This window comes from Lederbergia ruris (assembly GCF_018332955.1).
Classification (GTDB): Bacteria; Bacillota; Bacilli; order Bacillales; family Bacillaceae_C; genus Lederbergia; species Lederbergia ruris.
In genome coordinates this window covers 1-255 of record NZ_BORB01000147.1, presented here as the reverse complement: position 1 = coordinate 255, position 255 = coordinate 1, and the positions used below count along the sequence as shown (strand labels likewise).

Annotated in this window: 1 rRNA gene; it reads left to right on the top strand. The window is 54.9% G+C overall.

From position 1 onward, the window contains the following. Positions 1–255, top strand: a 23S ribosomal RNA gene (locus tag KI363_RS21790); the annotation flags it as partial.

Genomic DNA, 255 nt, shown 5'->3' with positions numbered 1-255 from the left:
AATAGCTCACTGGTCGAGTGACTCTGCGCCGAAAATGTACCGGGGCTAAACGGATCACCGAAACTGCGGATTGACACCGATGGTGTCAGTGGTAGGAGAGCGTTCCAAGGGCTGTGAAGCTAGACCGCAAGGACTAGTGGAGCGCTTGGAAGTGAGAATGCCGGTATGAGTAGCGAAAGAAGGGTGAGAATCCCTTCCACCGAATGCCTAAGGTTTCCTGAGGAAGGCTCGTCCGCTCAGGGTTAGTCGGGACCT